The organism is Peptostreptococcus sp. D1 (genome assembly GCF_900112955.1).
Lineage (GTDB): Bacteria > Bacillota > Clostridia > Peptostreptococcales > Peptostreptococcaceae > Peptostreptococcus.
This window is the reverse complement of sequence record NZ_FONP01000009.1, coordinates 78694-95403: the sequence shown is the minus strand read 5'-3', so window position 1 is coordinate 95403 and position 16710 is coordinate 78694. Positions and strand designations below refer to the sequence as shown.

The 16710-nt window shown below is 33.8% G+C and carries 19 protein-coding genes, 1 pseudogene and 1 other annotated feature; of the genes and pseudogenes, 18 read left to right on the top strand and 2 right to left on the bottom strand.

The window, feature by feature from the left end; genetic code table 11:
- The 16 genes and pseudogenes from BM120_RS07620 to BM120_RS07545 all read left to right on the top strand — a co-directional run.
- A pseudogene (locus BM120_RS07620) lies at positions 1–305 on the top strand (prolyl aminopeptidase); the annotation flags it as partial.
- Positions 306–469: 164 nt separating this feature from the next.
- Positions 470–2260, top strand: a complete 1791-nt coding sequence (locus BM120_RS07615) for an aminopeptidase P family N-terminal domain-containing protein (RefSeq protein ID WP_091994597.1) — start codon at positions 470–472, stop codon at positions 2258–2260.
- A 351-nt stretch (positions 2261–2611) separates the two neighbouring features.
- Positions 2612–3106 carry an HD domain-containing protein gene (locus BM120_RS07610; protein ID WP_091994596.1) on the top strand — a complete coding sequence of 165 codons (495 nt, stop codon included), beginning with the start codon at positions 2612–2614 and terminating at the stop codon, positions 3104–3106.
- A gap of 42 nt (positions 3107–3148) precedes the next feature.
- Positions 3149–3370, top strand: a complete 222-nt coding sequence (locus BM120_RS07605) for a hypothetical protein (RefSeq protein ID WP_091994594.1) — start codon at positions 3149–3151, stop codon at positions 3368–3370.
- A gap of 187 nt (positions 3371–3557) precedes the next feature.
- Positions 3558–3707, top strand: coding sequence for a 50S ribosomal protein L33 (gene rpmG, locus BM120_RS07600; protein WP_091994593.1), 150 nt, complete (start codon positions 3558–3560; stop codon positions 3705–3707).
- Positions 3708–3722: 15 nt separating this feature from the next.
- The gene (gene secE, locus BM120_RS07595) at positions 3723–3941 is read left to right on the top strand and encodes a preprotein translocase subunit SecE (RefSeq protein WP_242941581.1); all 219 of its coding nucleotides are present in this window, start codon (positions 3723–3725) and stop codon (positions 3939–3941) included.
- A 26-nt stretch (positions 3942–3967) separates the two neighbouring features.
- Entirely contained in the window at positions 3968–4558 is a 591-nt protein-coding gene (gene nusG, locus BM120_RS07590; RefSeq protein ID WP_091994590.1) for a transcription termination/antitermination protein NusG, read from the top strand.
- Between the two features lie 14 nt (positions 4559–4572).
- Positions 4573–4998, top strand: coding sequence for a 50S ribosomal protein L11 (gene rplK / locus BM120_RS07585; RefSeq protein WP_091994588.1), 426 nt, complete (start codon positions 4573–4575; stop codon positions 4996–4998).
- A gap of 109 nt (positions 4999–5107) precedes the next feature.
- The gene (gene rplA, locus BM120_RS07580) at positions 5108–5806 is read left to right on the top strand and encodes a 50S ribosomal protein L1 (protein WP_091994587.1); all 699 of its coding nucleotides are present in this window, start codon (positions 5108–5110) and stop codon (positions 5804–5806) included.
- 76 nt (positions 5807–5882) lie between these two features.
- Positions 5883–6006: a sequence feature (ribosomal protein L10 leader region), on the top strand.
- 42 nt (positions 6007–6048) lie between these two features.
- The gene (rplJ, locus tag BM120_RS07575) at positions 6049–6567 is read left to right on the top strand and encodes a 50S ribosomal protein L10 (protein ID WP_091994585.1); all 519 of its coding nucleotides are present in this window, start codon (positions 6049–6051) and stop codon (positions 6565–6567) included.
- A gap of 78 nt (positions 6568–6645) precedes the next feature.
- Positions 6646–7014, top strand: coding sequence for a 50S ribosomal protein L7/L12 (gene rplL, locus BM120_RS07570; RefSeq protein ID WP_091994584.1), 369 nt, complete (start codon positions 6646–6648; stop codon positions 7012–7014).
- Between the two features lie 110 nt (positions 7015–7124).
- Positions 7125–8192: a lactonase family protein gene (locus BM120_RS07565; protein WP_091994583.1), complete on the top strand. Its 1068-nt coding sequence runs from the start codon at positions 7125–7127 to the stop codon at positions 8190–8192.
- A gap of 416 nt (positions 8193–8608) precedes the next feature.
- Positions 8609–9352, top strand: a complete 744-nt coding sequence (locus tag BM120_RS07560) for a GDSL-type esterase/lipase family protein (RefSeq protein WP_091994582.1) — start codon at positions 8609–8611, stop codon at positions 9350–9352.
- 13 nt (positions 9353–9365) lie between these two features.
- Complete coding sequence (locus BM120_RS07555) at positions 9366–10064, top strand: DUF4358 domain-containing protein (protein WP_242941580.1); 699 nt, start codon at positions 9366–9368, stop codon at positions 10062–10064.
- Between the two features lie 12 nt (positions 10065–10076).
- Positions 10077–11483, top strand: coding sequence for an MBOAT family O-acyltransferase (locus BM120_RS07550; protein WP_091994580.1), 1407 nt, complete (start codon positions 10077–10079; stop codon positions 11481–11483).
- A 14-nt stretch (positions 11484–11497) separates the two neighbouring features.
- Positions 11498–13294 (top strand): DHHW family protein, encoded by a 1797-nt coding sequence (locus BM120_RS07545; RefSeq protein WP_091994579.1) that lies wholly within the window; start codon positions 11498–11500, stop codon positions 13292–13294.
- 81 nt (positions 13295–13375) lie between these two features.
- On the opposite strand, the gene BM120_RS07540 is transcribed toward BM120_RS07545, so the two are convergent.
- Complete coding sequence (locus BM120_RS07540; protein WP_091994577.1) at positions 13376–13669, bottom strand: hypothetical protein; 294 nt, start codon at positions 13667–13669, stop codon at positions 13376–13378.
- Positions 13659–14705 (bottom strand): ParM/StbA family protein, encoded by a 1047-nt coding sequence (locus tag BM120_RS07535; protein ID WP_242941579.1) that lies wholly within the window; start codon positions 14703–14705, stop codon positions 13659–13661. Before BM120_RS07535 ends, BM120_RS07540 begins: the two co-directional genes overlap by 11 nt.
- A gap of 392 nt (positions 14706–15097) precedes the next feature.
- On the opposite strand from BM120_RS07535, the gene BM120_RS07530 reads away from it, so the two are divergent.
- Entirely contained in the window at positions 15098–15628 is a 531-nt protein-coding gene (locus tag BM120_RS07530) for a DUF2628 domain-containing protein (protein WP_091994576.1), read from the top strand.
- A gap of 63 nt (positions 15629–15691) precedes the next feature.
- Entirely contained in the window at positions 15692–16672 is a 981-nt protein-coding gene (locus BM120_RS07525) for a calcineurin phosphoesterase (protein WP_242941578.1), read from the top strand.
- Positions 16673–16710 lie beyond the last annotated feature (38 nt).

Below are 16710 nucleotides of genomic sequence, written 5' to 3'. Positions count from 1 at the left end.
AAGACTTTGGTGACGAGGATTATGCGATTTCAATGGCTACAATAGAGTGTCATTTCTGGATGAACAATATGTTCAGAGAAAATATGAACTACATTCTTGATGAGTCCGATATAATTAAGGATATACCTACTATAATTGCACATGGTAGATATGATATGGATTGTAGATATATAGGTGCGTATCTACTAAGCAAAAAATTGAATAGCTGTAAGCTTTATCCATTGGTATGCGGACATTCATCTGGTGAACCAGAAATGATAGATTGTTTGATAAAGGCAACAGACGAATTTAAAGAGTTGTTTTAATACGAAGGTTGGTTTGGATAGCTTCCAGTTTAATCATATATAATTTTTATTACTTACAAATTGAATGTATGATTTGAAGGAAATATTAGTTTTAGAGCTTTAGATTTTTCGATAAGGAGGTAGGATTAGAATCCATTTTATGGAGATTTTCTAATCAAGTAATTATGAAGGTTGTTGACAGAATTTCAAAATTAAGAGAATTGATGAAAGCAAGAGGAATTGATGTCTATATGATTCCTACTGCTGACTATCACAACAGTGAGTATGTCGGAGAGCATTTTAAGGAAAGAGCTTTTATTACAGGCTTTACTGGCTCTGCAGGTACAGCCGTTGTGATGGACAAGCAAGCTGGTCTTTGGACTGATGGTAGATATTTTCTACAGGCTGAGGAGCAGCTGAAGGAGTCAGGTGTTGAATTATTCAAAATGGGTCAACCTGAAGTACCTACAATTAGTAAATTTATAGAACAAAATCTGCCTGAAGGAGGAGTTCTAGCGTTTGATGGTAGATCAGTTTCATTTGGAGAAGGCGTTGAGCTTGCGGATATAGTTAAGAAAAAGGGTGGAAGAATAGAATACAGCTTGGATTTAGTAGATGCAGTATGGGAAGATAGACCTCCTCTATCAGAAGAGCCGGCTTTTTACCTTGATGTAAAATTCAGTGGAGAAGCTGCTTCAAGTAAGATACAAAGAGTAAGAGAAGTGATGAAAAAGCATGGAGCTGATTCACACATTATAACTACACTTGATGATACAGGCTGGTTACTGAATATCAGAGGTAGAGATGTTGAATATTTCCCATTACTTCTTTGCTATTCAATTGTATACAATGACAAAGTGGTCCTGTATATTGATGAAAGAAAGCTAAGCGATGATATTAAATTAAAGCTAGATGCAGACAATGTGGAGCTGAGAGCATACAACGATATATATGAGGATGTAAAAGCATTGAAAGGCAGTGTTTTAGTTGATGCTGGAAGATTGAACTATGCAATGTACATGAATATTCCGTCAGAGGTAAATATAGTAGAGGCTGAAAATCCTACTATCCTGATGAAGTCAATCAAAAATGAAACTGAAATAAAGAATATATACGAAGCACACATTAAAGATGGTGTGGCACATACTAAGTTTATCTACTGGTTGAAGCAGCTTGTAAAAGAGGGTAAAATCCAGAATGAAACTGAAATATCTGCATCAGATAGATTAGAGGAATTTAGAGCTGAACAGGGAGATTTTATTTGCCCAAGCTTTGAGCCTATAGCGGGATTTGGTGAGCATGGAGCAATAGTTCATTACTCTTCAACAGAGGAAACAAATGTAAATCTTCATACAGGAACATTATTCCTGACAGATACAGGTGGGAACTATATGCAGGGCTCAACAGATATTACTAGAACAACTGCTTTGGGAGAAATTCCACAGCTTATGAAGGATGACTACACTACAGTTCTTCAATCTAATCTAAGGCTAGGTAAGGCGAAATTCTTATATGGCTGTACAGGCATGGTATTAGATATACTTGCTAGACAGCCGTTCTGGGATAAACTACAAAATTACAATCATGGAACTGGACATGGTATAGGATACCTAGGTAATATACACGAGCCACCAATTGGTTTTAGATGGACGTTCAGAAAAAATGAAAGGGCTCCATTTGAAGCTGGTATGATAATAACTAATGAGCCAGGAATATATATAGCCGGCTCACATGGAATTAGACTTGAAAATGAGCTGCTAATCAGAAATACAGTTGCAAATGAATATGGACAGTTTATGGAATTTGAAGCTATTACTTATGTTCCATTTGATAAAGATGCTATAAATCCAGATATGTTGACTGCTGAGGACAAGGCTGAGTTAAATTCATATCACAAGAAAGTGTTTGAATTGATAGGACCACATCTAACCGAGAAAGAAAGAGAATGGTTGAAGGAATACACAGCAGAAATATAAATTTATCAAAATAGATAATATTAAAAATAATGAGAAGTTATGTTTGATACCCGCATAATCAAAAGCTAATGCATTTGATTATGAAGAAAATACTTAAATTATGATAGATAAATGATAACCCTCGGTTTTATATGCCGGGGGTTATTTCTTTTAGAATTGAATTCTGTAAGCTTGTAAGACTTTATAAAATGTATATTTGTAAAGCTTTATAAAAAAACTTGATTTTTAGTGTATTCTTAATATATATTAGATAGAAAGATGATTGTGAGGATCTTGTAAAAGGATAGACAAGCTATTTGTGATTTTTATTCATGTTGTCTGTCTGGGGTAGTGTATTAGAGGTGTTAAATTATGAGTAACTATGAGATATTAATAGATGAGATATTAAACGAATTTGAAGCTGGTGGTGAGTTTTTAAAGCTTCATGATTTTATACAGCATGGAGATACAACGACATATGATCATTGTATACAGGTGGCTAAATACAGCTGTCAAATTGCAACGAGATTCAACTTAGAAGTAGATTATCGAGCCATGATTAGAGGTGCATTATTGCATGACTACTTTTTGTATGATTGGCACGACTCTGAGAAGGATGCGAAATTTCATGGATTTACACATCCCTACAGAGCATTGAGCAATGCTAAAAAGGATTACAAAATCGGTGAAATTGAAGAAAATATTATTGTCAGACATATGTTTCCTTTAACAGTCATACCGCCAAAAAATTTAGAGTCGTGGCTGGTGTGTGTTGCTGATAAAATATGCGCTTTGTCCGAAGCTTCAATATTGATAAAAGCAGTGCATACTTATAGAAAGGCAAAAAATATATTTGGGTTATATTAGTTTTATTAAATTGTAGTATTGATATATTTTGGAGGTATCGTTATGGGAAAAGTTAAAAGGGGGAGTTATGCTTACTGGATCAATAAGAGAAATGTAATGATTTATGGTGTTATTATGTTTGTCGTGGCTAGTATAGTGTCATTTATGCTATTGAAACCAATGAGCTATATTTATTGTTATAGTATTATTTCTTTGGCTTTCTTGGGATTATCAATATATTACAACAAGAGGGCAAAAAATGTCAGAAATGTAGACGCTAAATGATATAAAAATATTGACTTATTTAACAAAATATGATAACTTATTAGGGACGACTATGCGAGGTCGTCTCTTTAAGTTGTAAAAATACAACTTGCTAAGTGATTAAAATACTTTTGGAAGGTAATAGTTACTTGATTTTTTCAGGAAGCTATATCATCATATATTAAAATATTAATTTGGAGGTGTAATGATGAGAGTAAAAGTAACTTTAGCATGTACAGAATGTAAACAAAGAAACTACAATACTACAAAGAACAAAAAGAACAATCCTGACAGAATTGAACTTCAGAAGTATTGCAAGTTCTGTAAGAAACACACTACTCATAAGGAAACAAAGTAATTTAGCGCAAAGGATGTGAGATTATTGGCTAAAGAAAATGTTCAAGTATCAGAAGAAAACGTAGGTTTCGTCAAAGGAACCTTTAAGGAACTTAAACAGGTTACATGGCCTACAAAAGGCGAGTTGGCGAGGAAGACATCAGTTGTACTTGCAGTAGTAATTTTGGCTACGTTTTTTGTTTGGTTGGTAGACACAGGATTATCACAGCTACTTGCGTTGTTGATTAAAGGGTAACTATACCAGTTTGAAAGGAATACATAATGTCAGAATACAAAACTCTAGATGGTTCTAATGAGGTTGAATTAAACGACAGAAAAGACAGAGATCTTAAATGGTACGTTGTTCATACTTATTCAGGTCATGAAAACAAGGTGAAAACCACAATAGAAAATACTGTAAAAAACAGAGGTATGGAAGATATTATTGAACAGGTAATAGTTCCGACTGAAGATGTTGTGACTACTACAAAAACTGGTAAAGAAAAAGTTAGTCAGAGAAAAATATTTCCTAGTTATGTAATCATAAAAATGGAGATGACAGATGAATCTTGGTATATTGTTAGAAATACCAAGGGTGTTACTGGTTTTGTGGGTCCAGGTTCAAAGCCTGTTGCATTGACAGTTGATGAAGTAAAGGCGATGGGAATAGAATTGCCAACATCAAAGATTGTCAGTGGCGAAATAGATTTGAATCCAGGCGATACAGTAAAAGTAATTAGTGGTGCTTTTGTCGATAATATCGGCGAAGTTGAAGATGTAAATATCGAGAAAAAAGAAGTAAAAGTCTATGTTAATGCATTTGGTAGAAAAGCTCTTGTAACATTAGGGCTTGAAAATATAGAAAAAGTATAAGGAGGTGCAATAAAATGGCTAAAAAAATTATTGGACAGATAAAATTACAGATACCTGCAGGAAAGGCTACTCCAGCTCCACCAGTTGGTCCAGCACTTGGTCAGCACGGTGTTAATATTATGGCGTTCACAAAGGAATTCAATGCTAAGACTGCAGATCAAGCAGGTATGTTGATACCAGTAGTTATCAGTGTTTACCAGGATAGATCTTTCAGTTTTATCACTAAGACTCCACCAGCTGCTGTTCTTATTAAGAAAGCTATCAATCTACAGTCAGGTTCAGGAGAACCAAACAAGAAAAAGGTTGGTAAGATAACTCAGGCACAGGTTAGAGAAATAGCTGAATTGAAGATGAATGACTTAAATGCTGCTTCAGTAGAATCTGCAATGAGAATGATCGCAGGTACTGCAAGAAGTATGGGTGTAGAAGTAATTGACTAATTAACGATTTACAACAATTAGATCAATATTAAAAGTTTTATTCGCTATGCAAGGCATTGCCTTGATTAGTGGGAGGTTATTACCGTATTACCACAAGGAGGATTTTAAAATGGCAAGAAAAGGTAAGAGATACGCAGAAGCGTTCGCAAAAGTAGATAGAAGTGTATATTATGACGCTTCAGAAGCTCTTGCATTGACAGTTGATACTGCAAGTGCAAAGTTTGATGAAACTATAGAAGCACATATCAAGTTGGGTGTTGACTCAAGACATGCTGATCAGCAGGTTAGAGGTGCTGTTGTTTTACCACATGGTACTGGTAAAACTAAGAGAGTTTTGGTTTTCGCTAAAGGTGAAAAGGCTAAGGAAGCAGAAGCTGCAGGAGCAGATTTTGTAGGTGCTGAAGAATTAGTACAGAAGATTCAGGGTGAAAACTGGTTCGATTTTGATATAGTAGTTGCTACTCCAGATATGATGGGTGTAGTTGGTAGATTAGGTAGAGTATTGGGTCCTAAGGGATTGATGCCAAACCCTAAGTCTGGTACTGTAACATTTGACGTTGCAAAGGCAATTGATGAAATCAAGGCTGGTAAGGTTGAATACAGATTGGACAAGACTAATATTATTCACGTTCCAATTGGAAAGGCTTCATTTGGAAAAGAAAAATTATTCGATAACTTCAAAGTGTTGATGGAAGCTATAGTAAAGGCTAAGCCATCAGCTGCAAAGGGTCAGTATTTGAAGAGCGTAACAGTTGCTGCTTCAATGGGACCTGGTGTTAGAGTTAATCCAGTTAGAATATCAGAATAATTTTAATTAAATATTATAAGTCTTTTATTAATTAACTGTTGACACAGGTTGACAAATATGATAATATTGTCAATGTTGAAAAAGAATAGATTTGCCGTAGACAGTGGGTGCAGATTGCTTAATTTCCCACCGAGGTTGCGATATACGTGATACTTGTGCCCCTGCTGTTTACCTGATAGTAGGGGTTATTTTTATATACGGTAAGTGCTAAACTTTATTTTGTGAAGGAGGTGCACTAAAAGATGAGTAAGGCTATTGAAATGAAATCAGCTGTTGTATCTGAAATAGCTGAAAAGCTTGAGAAAGCTGCATCTGTTATAGTTGTTGATTACAAGGGATTAACAGTTGAGCAGGCTACAGAATTGAGAAGTCAGATGAGAGAAGCTGGTGTGGATTACAAGGTTTACAAGAATACTCTAGTAAGACGTGCTGCTAGCTCAATTGAAGGAGATGCTTTTGCTAACTTTAATGACGAGCTATTGGTTGGTCCTAATGCTATTGCTTTTGGATATGAGGATCCAGTTGCTCCAGCTAGAATTCTTAAGAAATTCATGGACAAGAACCCAAAAAAGATTACTCTTAAAATGGGTGTAGTTGAAGGTGAATTCTATAATGAAGAGAAGATAGTTGCTCTTGCTGAAATACCATCAAGAGAAGAGCTTATCGCTAAACTTCTTGGAAGTCTTAAAGCTCCAATGTCAAACTTTGTTTACTTATTGGATGCTATTGCGAAGAAGCAGGACGAAGCTACTGAAGCTTAGTTGATGCTGTTTGAGATTAGAAATGATCTTGGTCATGTAAAAAATAATTTTTGAATATTAACACGGAGGTGCAAAAAAATGACAATAGAACAGATTTTAGAAGCTATAGAAAATATGAAGGTTTTAGAATTAAATGAATTAGTTAAAGCTGCAGAAGAAAAATTTGGTGTATCTGCATCTGCTCCAGTAATGGTAGCTGGTGGTGCTGCTGCTGGCGGTGCTGCTGCAGAAGAAAAGACTGAATTTGATGTAGTTCTTACTTCAGCTGGTGCTTCAAAGGTTGGAGTAATCAAGGAAGTTAGAGGTATAACTGGTCTTGGATTAAAGGAAGCTAAGGAATTAGTTGATAACGCTCCTAAGACAATTAAGGAAGGTGTATCTAAGGAAGAGGCTGAACAGATTAAGGAAAAATTAGAAGCTGCAGGGGCATCTGTAGAAGTTAAGTAATTAATTTTCTTAATTAACTATATTTATAATAAAGCTATCAGGGGGTTGTCTGTATCATTTGGGTCGGGCGACTCTTTTTTTATAGCTTATTGAAAAAGAGATGTGATTATATGAATGAAATATTTTTTTTGAGTGGATATACAAAAAATAAAAATAGAGGAATACATTGCCTAAAGCTGGAAAAAGATGAAGCTGGAAATCTGAAAAAAGAAATTTTGTGGACTATAGATGAAGAAAATCCGTCTTTTTTGACATTCAATAGAGAAAAAAGCATTATGTTTAGTGTTAGCTCAGCTTTGTCTGGGGGAGTAGTATCCTTTGTAATGAATAAAAGCGCTATATATGAAAAAAAGGATTATATTTTAAATCTGGGTAAGTCGCCCTGTCATCTATTTTATGATGATGAAAGAGGATTATTGTTTGCAAGTAATTATCATTTGGGTAAGGTGGATATTATATATGTATGTGAAGCTCTCGATGGATTTGGAAATATGCAATTATTAGATACTATAGATATTATGGGTAGCAGTGTAGTCAATCCAAATCAAGACAGTTCTAGGTGCCATATGGCTATCAGAACCTTAGATAAGAAATATGTAATAGTTGTAAATCTGGGTACAGATAGTGTATACACATATAAAATAGAGTGGAGAGACAAAGAGAAGAGAATTTTGGATATTGAGCTGGTATCTGTATACAAGAGTGCTTTGGGGATGGGACCAAGGCACATAGAATTCAATAGGAATGGAAGGTTTGCATATTTATTAGGGGAACTGAATTCTAGTATTGAAATTTTAAAATACGATTCTGACGGAGGCATATTTACATATTGTGATACCATAAAAATGCTTCCTGAGGGCTTTTTAGGAGATAATAGTGGTGCGGCAATTAAATGTTCCAGTGATGGCGAGTTTTTATATGCTAGCAACAGAGGTCATGACAGCATAGCCGCATATAGTATTATGGACAATTCTATGCTTAATTTACTTGACATTTATAAAACAGGTGGAAAAACTCCTAGAGATTTTTCTTTGAGTAGTGATGGTAGGTATCTTATTGTAGGGCATCAGGATGATGCTGTTGTTACGATTTTTGAAAGAAACCTAAAAACAGGCGAGCTTAAATATTTGGAATCGGATTATGTACAACTATCTGAAATTGTGTGTATATCAAGATAAATATTTGTAATTTATAAATTTATTTTAATTTATATTCTTCAATACGTTATTATAAAAATAAATACAAATATAATTAATTGTTAATTTATTTACATTAAATTGAATTAATAAGTATTTATAACTTCTTTGAATTAAAAAATATTCAGAGAAGTTTTTTGCTATACGCTTTAGTTTGATTTAACTTTCGATGGAACGGAGTGTCTGCTGACAAAGGACATTTGTAGAGCTAGAACAAATCGCTGATTTAGCTGATAGCTATTATTTTATTTACAGATAAGTCTATAAATATTGAAAAAAAGTTAGTTTTTATAATTGTATTTGTGATATAATTTATATAATAGAGACTTTTATGTCAAAAGCATCTATACTGATATAGTATATATATAGGTAAAAATATTTTTTGAGAGGATATACATATGAAAAAACCGAACATAATTTTATCTATAACCACTCTTGTATTAGGTGTTGCTATGCTTGGAAATGGCATTTTTGCGGCTGACTCATCTCAGACTAAAAATGAGAAAATTCAGTGGACTATTAATTTTCTAAAAAAGCAAGAATCTCAAAATATTGATGAGGTAGAGGCTGAAATTAATAAAGTCAATAAAGATACATCCATAGTAAAATTTGATATGAATAAAGCGAAGAGTAGATTTGAAGATGTTGTATTTTTGGGAGATTCTATTACTGAGTATTTAAGAGAGGCAAATATTCTTAATTCTTCGAGTGTTTTGGCTCAAAAGGGTGAGCATGTCAATCAGGCGAGTAAGCACTTGAGTGAAATTAAAAATTTAAAGCCAAAGGGAATTGTGATTTTATATGGAGCCAATGATATCAATGCATATTCTCCTGAAAAGTACAAAGAGGAGTATGTAAAATTGATAAATGAGATAAAGAAGGTGTCTCCGAGCTCAAAAATATATCTTCAAGCACCTCTTCCAGTAAATGAGGCAAAAACTGTTAATAAAGATTCTAGGATAAACAATGAAAATGTAAAATTATTAACGCAAAAGACAAAGCAGGTTGCAAGTATAACTGGAGCGAGATTTTTGTCTTCTGATGGGTTGGTAACTTCGGATAGTGTATTTGAACAGGATGGTGTTCATTTTAAATATGAGTTTTACAAAAACTGGCTGTATTTCTTGAGTGAGAATATTTAGGAGGTGTGTTTAATTGGAAAAAAATAACGAAAAAGATACACCAAGCATCGATGATAAATTGAAGGATTCAGCGAAAAGGGATTCAGTAAAAGCAGAAGGTACTGAAACGGATAGCAATAAAAATGTATTTAAGGATATTAATCTGGAACAAACGGCTCGTTTAAGGACTATAAAAAGCGAGGACATAGAATCAAAGGGTAGAGGTAAGAAGGTCAGTGAAATGGTTAGAAAGCCTCTAAAGACCAGTTCTATTTACAAAAAGAAGTATACGATACTTGCTTTGATAGTGTTTTTTTCATTTGTGTTGGCTTATCAGTTTGTGAAGGTTAAGAATTTGGATTTTACAAAGCTTAATTCAAATATCGAAAAGCGTGTCGATATGGTCAATTTTGTAAAAGGTAATGATATTGATTTGAAAAAGCTGTATGGTATCAATAAATTAGAGGTGGATAACTATGCTCTGTTCGCACCTAAGAGCAATATGGAGGCCAATGAAATATTGATTCTTAAGGTCAAGGGCGATACGAGTGATTATGTAAGTAGGATTCAAAAGAGAATAGATGCACAGTCTAGTAGCTTTAAAAATTATGCACCTGCACAATATGAGATTTTGAAAAAGGCAGATCTCGTTGAAAAAGGTCAGTATATCTATTTTATTTCGTACAAGGATTTGAATGTAGTGTACGATGCCATTAGTAATAGCTACAAGTAAGGAGGGATGGATTTGAGTTTTATTAGTTTGATATATTTATTCTTGTTTTTCCCAATTGCGATAGCTATTCATACGATTTCGCCAAAGAAGATTAAAAATAATGCTTTGTTGCTGCTGAGTTTGTTTTTTTATAGCTGGGGAGATCCAAGGTATTTGATATTAATTCTGTTTTCCGTTGCGATTACATGGTTTGGTGTCAATAGAATGTATGCGATTAAGAATAGGCGTGAAGAAGCAAAGTTTTATATGGTATGCTTGATTGTGCTGAATGTCGCCATACTAGCATTTTACAAATACTATGGATTTTTGATTGATAACGTAAATGCAATTTTTAGGACGAGCTTGAGTATTATTGATTTGCCTTTGCCTTTTGGTATTTCGTTCTACACCTTTAAGATAATTTCATACATTGTGGATGTTTATACTAGGCGTACGAAGCCTCAAAAGAGATTTTCAGATTTTGCGCTTTATGTAACTATATTCCCTCAAATCGGTGCTGGACCTATAGTGCAATATGCTGATATGGAGAAAGAATTAATAACTAGAAAGCTATCTGTTGATAAATTTGGATTCGGGGTCGAAAAATTTATTTTTGGACTTGGAAAGAAAGCTCTTATTGCTAACAATATGGCTTTGATTTGGACACAGGTAAAGGATATGCCGAATTTAGAGATGTCTTCACTGACTGCCTGGATTGGTATTGTCGCATTTACCCTACAGATATATTTTGATTTTAGCGGATATTCAGATATGGCTATAGGTGTAGGATATATGCTAGGATTCAAATGGGAAGAAAACTTTAACTATCCTTATATTTCTAAAAGTGCGACTGAGTTTTGGAGAAGGTGGCATATTTCTCTTGGGAGCTGGTTTAAAAGATATATTTATTTTCCGCTTGGTGGAAGCAAGTGTTCGCCTGCGATGCAATTTAGAAATATATTTGTCGTATGGATGGTTACAGGTTTGTGGCATGGTGCCAATTGGAATTTTATTATTTGGGGACTTTATTTTGGAATAATTATTTATTTGGAAAAGACTGTTTTAGCTAATGCTATGAGTAAGCTGGGATCAAAGATGAAAACTGTTTACTGTCTGCTTATTGTAGTGCTTGGATGGGTATTGTTCGATTTTCAGAGTGTCACACAAATTTTAAAGTTCTACTCTAATTTATTTGTTCTTGGAGCAAATGGAGTTGTTGACAGTACAGCTATTTACCTGTTGAGAACTAATTGGAGGATAATTGTCCCTGCTATTATAGGATCGACTCCTTTTGCTTTGAAGCTGATTGATAATATTAAATGCAGATTTGGAAGAAATGGATATTTCTTTGTATCTATATTCTATATTTTCATAGTTGTGTTGTCAGTGGCATCTCTGGTTGGTGAAAGCTATAGTCCATTTTTATACTTTAAATTTTAGGTGGAGGTGATTAGATGAAAAAAGACAATAAATATGAACCTGTGATGCCTGAATATCTAAAGAAAAATCTCGGCTTGGATCAGCCTAGAAGAAGTCAAAGGTCTAGTAATGGCAATATTAAGAATAGAGCGGGAATTAAGACGAAGGGCAATGTGAAGTCTAGAGTGAATGTAAATTCCAATAGCGATCCAAAGTCTAAATCTATTGTTAAGACTAATAGTAGTTCAAAGCCAAAAGCTAATGCAAAAAAAACATCTACAAAGGCTAAAAAAGCTAAGACTCCTCTAGCTACAAATCAGAGTACTTCAAATAAAGCTTCTGTAGCAAAGGCTCCAAAGCAGAGTGTTGGAAAAAATAGCACAAAGAAGCTAAAGAGCTCTAGCTCTAAAAATAGCAATTATAGAAATCCTTATGTGGGTAAGGGTAGTAAGAACGATGTAGACGGTATTTATTCAAGGAATAAAGGAGCAGAACTAAATTCCAAGAGGAAAAATAATATTAAAGCTCAAAATGTGAAGACGTCGAGTGTCAAAAAAACGAAAAAGACTAAGAAAAAGAAAAAGAGAAGTGCGAATCTACTGTATCCGGTTATTTATTTTATCTCAATATTCTTGGGCTTTGTATTTGCTGGAGGTGACAAAGAAAGATATATTTCAAAGGGTAGAAAGGATTCACTTGATTTTAAATTCTTTAGAGTCTTATCTGTTGGCTTTGTGGTGGTGCTATTCGTGGTTATGCTTTTAAATATAATAACACCGACCTCAAAAACTTCTGTCGCTGAAAATAGGGAGCTTCAACAGCGTCCGAGCATGTCGTTGTCAAGGCTTATTGATGGTAAGTTTGCCAGTGAGTATACAAAGTTTTTGTCTGATCAGTTTATAAATAGAGACGGATTGATAAAGCTAAAGGCAAAGCTTGACCTAATGCTTGGAAAAAAAGAAATAAATGGTGTTTATATTGCTAAGAATGATTATTTGATGGAGGGCTTTAAAAGAAGTGATGATAGTTCTACCTTGTCCAAGCTCTCTGAAATAAATAAGTTTACAAGCAATAATACAGGCTTAAAGGTTTCGATGATGCTTGTTCCAAATAAGGCTGAGATATATAGCAACTTGTTGCCGAAAAGTAATCCTAATGATTCGCAGAAGGAATATGTCAATTTTGTTAAAAAGAATTTGGATTCGAAAATCAAGCTTATAGAGTTATTCGATGTATTTGAAAAAAATAAGAACAATATTGATTTGTATTTCAAGACGGATCACCATTGGACAACTGATGGTGCATATCTTGCGTATGTTGAATATTGTAAGACCTTGAATCTTGAGCCTATCAATGAAAATATGCTGGAAAGAAATCTGGCTTCAGATAGCTTCAAGGGTAGTCTGTACTACAAAAATGGAGCTGAAATCGGATTTCCTGATGAGCTGTATCTTTATTTAAATAAGAATGAGGATAAGCCTGTTTTGGTAAAATACTATGATGATTTGAAGAAGGTTCCAAGCTTGTATGATGCTTCAAAGCTTCAGGGTAGAGATCCGTATGAAGTATTTACAGGTGGTAACCATACACAGATTAAGATTAGGACAAATATTGATACAAAGAGGAAGCTGCTTGTTGTTAAGGATTCCTATGCCAATGCAATGCTACCTTTCCTTGTGAATAATTTTTCCGAAATTACTGTTGTTGACCTGAGATACTTTACTGGTAGCCTACAGGATGTTATTCAGAATAACGAGTTTACTGATGTCTTGTTTTTGAATAATATTAATACCTTCAACACAGATTCGTCTATTCTTAGCGTAAATGACTAATTTTTGTTTTGAATACTTAAATATCTTAAAAGCTCGCAGGTTAGATTATATTATAATTGAACCTGCGAGCTTTTTGAGCCTTTAATCGGGCATATTAGAAAAAATTTCGTCTATACTATTCTTTACTTTATCAACGGTTATAAAATCGTTTTTAGAGGCGTTTATAGTGTTTTTTTTGGCATCTATTTCATAGCTTTTACCTGAAACAATTGCTCTTAAAAATTCAATTTCTTGCTTCATGTATTTGAATTCTATTAGTATTCTCTCTAGTGCCTGGCTTTTTGTCGGGATATTATTTTCGTCCATGTAGACCTGTAATAGCTCATCCAAGTCTGGTCCTATGTAAGATGTAAGTCTAACTCTGTTATTTTTCAAGCTTCACACCAACCTCGAATAATCCTATAGCTGTTGCCATTTGGCTATTTTCAACCTTTTTATATTTTTCGTCTAATTCTAGCTTTAGTGCTGTTCCGCCAGATACGTAGATATCCATTTCGTCTAGGTTATTCCATGTTTCTTCAATGATTTCATTTGTATCGTCTGATGTCAGCTTGTATGCCAATTCCTTATATTCATCATAATCATCAGATGAATCAATTTCGGGTAGACTTTTTGTTATACCATTGTCTACAAGCTTTTTTTGAACTATTTTTAGTGCATTTTGATTTCCTGACTCTATCGTTGTGCTTAATTTGTCGTTAAATTTAAAGCCCTTATCGAAGTAGCTTAATTCTGTTGTTCTAAAGCCTACGTTTACCATACCTACTGGTTTTTCTTCATTTATTCTGTTGTTCATCGCAAATATTAAGGCTGCATCTGCTTCTCTAAATATATTGACGCTTTCTATTTTTATTGTCTTTACACTGTTGTTTATTTTATTTTTTACTACTATTGTCGTATCTCTATATTCTTTTTGTATTTCCTTTAGTGTGCTTTTTTTAAATATTTTATATGGAACTCCAATTACTAGTGATACGTTATCTGAGACTGCTATTTCACTTAGTGCTGCTGTTATTAAAATTCTAACAACTGGTGATGTTTTGCTGTCTCCAGCGTTTCTGATGCACTTCATGCTTTCCTTTTCTGATAGAGAGCCTACAAAGTATTCTACACCATCTATTTCTATGTATATTGGCGATTCCTTGTAGTCTTCCAATGATATGTTTCTTCCATCACCATAAACGCTTTTAAATAAGCAAGTGTATTCATTGTCATTATATAGTGAGTAACCCTTTACATAGCCTCTACCAATATCTAATCCTATTATTTGTGTGTCCATTTTTTCTTCCTCCCTCTTTTTTGTATTTTCCTTTCGATTTTTAGACGTTTTTACATCTTTTTCTGTTTCTTTTTCTTCTTCTCTCTCTTTTTCCATGCTTTCGATTTCGTTTTCAATTGTTTCTTTTGTCATAAAACGCTCTCTTTCTGTAAAAATATTTTGCTTAATCTTTTTATTTAACCTTTTTTATTACGATTGGCATATTCCATTTTTATATTTATTGACCTGTTTATTTATATTTATTTTACTACTATTTATTATTATACCATATTAGTACCTATATAGCTACACTTTTATGGATAATATCTCTTTTAGTTCCTTAATAGTAACTAAAAAGTATATAAAAAGTAATTTTATAGTAACTATTAGAATGTAAATAAATACAATAGTAACTAATTAGTAACTAATTAGGATGTATAAATCTGAATGTTGTAGCTATTTGCAAAATTTGATATAATGAGAGTGTAAGGACATTAGCCTTAAAAATTAAATATTATTTTAGTAATGTGATCGGGGGGATCAGGATGAGCAACGAAAATTATTATGGAAGTAACGCACCGGCACCAAAATCAAAGGTAAAGGAAATGGAAGACCTAGAGCTATTTGTTGGAAAGAATACTCAATATTATGAACCAAGATTTGAAAAGTATCGTGATACAGACTCAAAGGTAGGATGGAATTGGGTTGCATTTTTTTTTCCAGTAATGTGGCTTTGCTACAGAAAAATGTATGCCTATGCTATAGGTTATTTCGTTTTGATAAATGCAATTTCACAATCATATCATTTTATTGAGAATGGAGTAATACCTAATTTTAGACTTGTAATATGGCTTGTTTTTCCTCTTTTTGCAAATTATATTTACTATAGGTTTGCTAAAAAAAGAGTGGAGGCTTGTGATGGAATTATAAATGAAGAGGAAAGAAAAGAAAAGATAAGTGCTTTGGGAGGCACAAATGGATGGGCAGTTGTCATTGCTATAGTATTGTCTTGTGCCGTTGCAGGAACAGAGGCTTATATCAAGCTTGGAAGTATGAATTATGCTTTGCCATTATAAGAGGCTGTAAGAATAAGAAATGAAACAAAGCAAAGATAAATAAAAGAAAGCAAAGATAAATGAATGAAAGTAAATATAAATGAAAGTAAAGCAGTGAAATCAATCAATATACCAGGAAGGACATGTCCAGTAGATTATTCAATGGGTGATGATTTTTTCTTAAAAAGAGAAGATGAAATAATATGTGAAGCTGTGTATGTAGTAGGAGGCTTATATGGAAACTATCAGGCCTTAGATGAAATAATCAGGTTGTCATTAGAAGAAAAGGAAAAGGTGACAATAGTGTTTAATGGGGATATACATTGGTTTGACAAAGATTTAATCGACTTTAAAAGGCTGGAATCGGTGGTAAAAAAACACATACCACTGCTTGGAAACGTCGAAGCGGAGCTGTTTAGAAATGAGGACATAGATGTGGGCTGTGGGTGTTCATATCCAGACTGCGTAGATGAAGAAGCAGTAATGCGCTCAAATAAAATCCATAGCATGATGAAAGCCAATATATCGGTCGATAAATCAATTATTAAAGAGCTATCATCAAGAAAAAAGGGCATAGTTGTGAAGGTTGATGATATAAGAATTGCAATCACTCATGGTGATGAAAAATCATTGGCTGGGTGGATGTGCTCGCGAGATAATTTAGTGAGCAGCGCTAGACAGGAAGAGCTAAAATCGTGGTTTGAAAAGAATGATATAGGGATTCTAGCGACTACTCACACCTGCGCTCCTGCAGCTATATCAATAGGGGATCATGTTGTTATAAACAATGGGGCTGCGGGCATGCCGAACTTCAGTAACACAAAATATGGAGTAATAACTAGAATATCAAGGGATGCCAATGAAAAAGCGATATATCGAGCTATAAAAAGCAATTTATTTGTTGAAGCGATACCGGTAAATTATAATTTTCGAGAGTTTATTACATGGTTTGATAACAACTGGAGTTTAAACAGTCCAGCATCTATTTCGTATAGAGATAGGATTGTTCATGGAACAAATGATAGCATTGAGGATGCAATAATTAATGGATTTAAAAGGATATAATAAAAAATACATAAAAGCAATAAAACAACAAAACTAAA

What these genes read in the sequence shown, in the direction of transcription:
- rplK (WP_091994588.1), top strand. Translation starts at nt 4,573, where the DNA reads ATGGCTAAAAAAATTATTGGACAGATAAAATTACAGATACCTGCAGGA.
- BM120_RS07605 (WP_091994594.1), top strand. Translation starts at nt 3,149, where the DNA reads ATGGGAAAAGTTAAAAGGGGGAGTTATGCTTACTGGATCAATAAGAGA.
- rpmG (WP_091994593.1), top strand. Translation starts at nt 3,558, where the DNA reads ATGAGAGTAAAAGTAACTTTAGCATGTACAGAATGTAAACAAAGAAAC.
- BM120_RS07565 (WP_091994583.1), top strand. Translation starts at nt 7,125, where the DNA reads ATGAATGAAATATTTTTTTTGAGTGGATATACAAAAAATAAAAATAGA.
- rplA (WP_091994587.1), top strand. Translation starts at nt 5,108, where the DNA reads ATGGCAAGAAAAGGTAAGAGATACGCAGAAGCGTTCGCAAAAGTAGAT.
- BM120_RS07610 (WP_091994596.1), top strand. Translation starts at nt 2,612, where the DNA reads ATGAGTAACTATGAGATATTAATAGATGAGATATTAAACGAATTTGAA.
- BM120_RS07615 (WP_091994597.1), top strand. Translation starts at nt 470, where the DNA reads ATGAAGGTTGTTGACAGAATTTCAAAATTAAGAGAATTGATGAAAGCA.
- BM120_RS07530 (WP_091994576.1), top strand. Translation starts at nt 15,098, where the DNA reads ATGAGCAACGAAAATTATTATGGAAGTAACGCACCGGCACCAAAATCA.
- nusG (WP_091994590.1), top strand. Translation starts at nt 3,968, where the DNA reads ATGTCAGAATACAAAACTCTAGATGGTTCTAATGAGGTTGAATTAAAC.
- BM120_RS07545 (WP_091994579.1), top strand. Translation starts at nt 11,498, where the DNA reads ATGAAAAAAGACAATAAATATGAACCTGTGATGCCTGAATATCTAAAG.
- BM120_RS07535 (WP_242941579.1), bottom strand. Translation starts at nt 14,705, where the DNA reads ATGACAAAAGAAACAATTGAAAACGAAATCGAAAGCATGGAAAAAGAG.
- BM120_RS07560 (WP_091994582.1), top strand. Translation starts at nt 8,609, where the DNA reads ATGAAAAAACCGAACATAATTTTATCTATAACCACTCTTGTATTAGGT.
- BM120_RS07525 (WP_242941578.1), top strand. Translation starts at nt 15,692, where the DNA reads ATGAAAGTAAATATAAATGAAAGTAAAGCAGTGAAATCAATCAATATA.
- rplL (WP_091994584.1), top strand. Translation starts at nt 6,646, where the DNA reads ATGACAATAGAACAGATTTTAGAAGCTATAGAAAATATGAAGGTTTTA.
- rplJ (WP_091994585.1), top strand. Translation starts at nt 6,049, where the DNA reads ATGAGTAAGGCTATTGAAATGAAATCAGCTGTTGTATCTGAAATAGCT.